Below are 559 nucleotides of genomic sequence, written 5' to 3' on the forward strand. Positions count from 1 at the left end.
GCTGGCGCCAATCTTGATAAGACATGCCTGTTTCGGACTTAAACAGTCTTGTAATTGTCTTACTGCTTGCCCCGATTGTTTTCGATAAATGGTTGAGATCAGGAGCAATGAATCCGTCTTTTGTCATCGCGTTTCGAAATGAAGCCAAACGACGATCCGATGGCAATGGTAAAGTGAGCTCGAATTGCTTCGCTTGATAAAATTCTTCCCAAAACAATATGGTTGTCGCATTTGTTTTGGTTTGCTCTATGTCCCACTCCCACAAAGCCATTTTATTGATCAGTGCTTTTAGGAGATCGTTAACTTCAATCATCACGATGCTTTTCGGGAAAGAAAACTTGTCACAATCGAAATAAACAGAACGATACGCCACAACATTCGTCATTACGGCGCGATGTGGAGTATGAGGTGGGATCCACACTGCTTTGGTTGGCGGCAAAATACAAATGGAATCATTTAGGGCAAACGTCATGCATCCCTGTGGCGCGTAAAGTAACTGACCTTTATGGTGCTGATGCATCCCTGAGTCGTGTTTACCAACATCTGCAGCAATGCCGAC

Annotated in this window: 1 protein-coding gene; it reads right to left on the reverse strand. The window is 44.0% G+C overall.

Annotation, left to right across the window (positions count from 1 at the left end; all coding sequences use genetic code 11):
• Positions 1 to 559, reverse strand: a 559-nt coding sequence (locus R7R78_RS28535; protein ID WP_225474901.1) for an AraC family ligand binding domain-containing protein, incomplete at both ends; no start/stop codon positions are given.

The organism is Vibrio sp. 2134-1 (assembly GCF_033339495.1).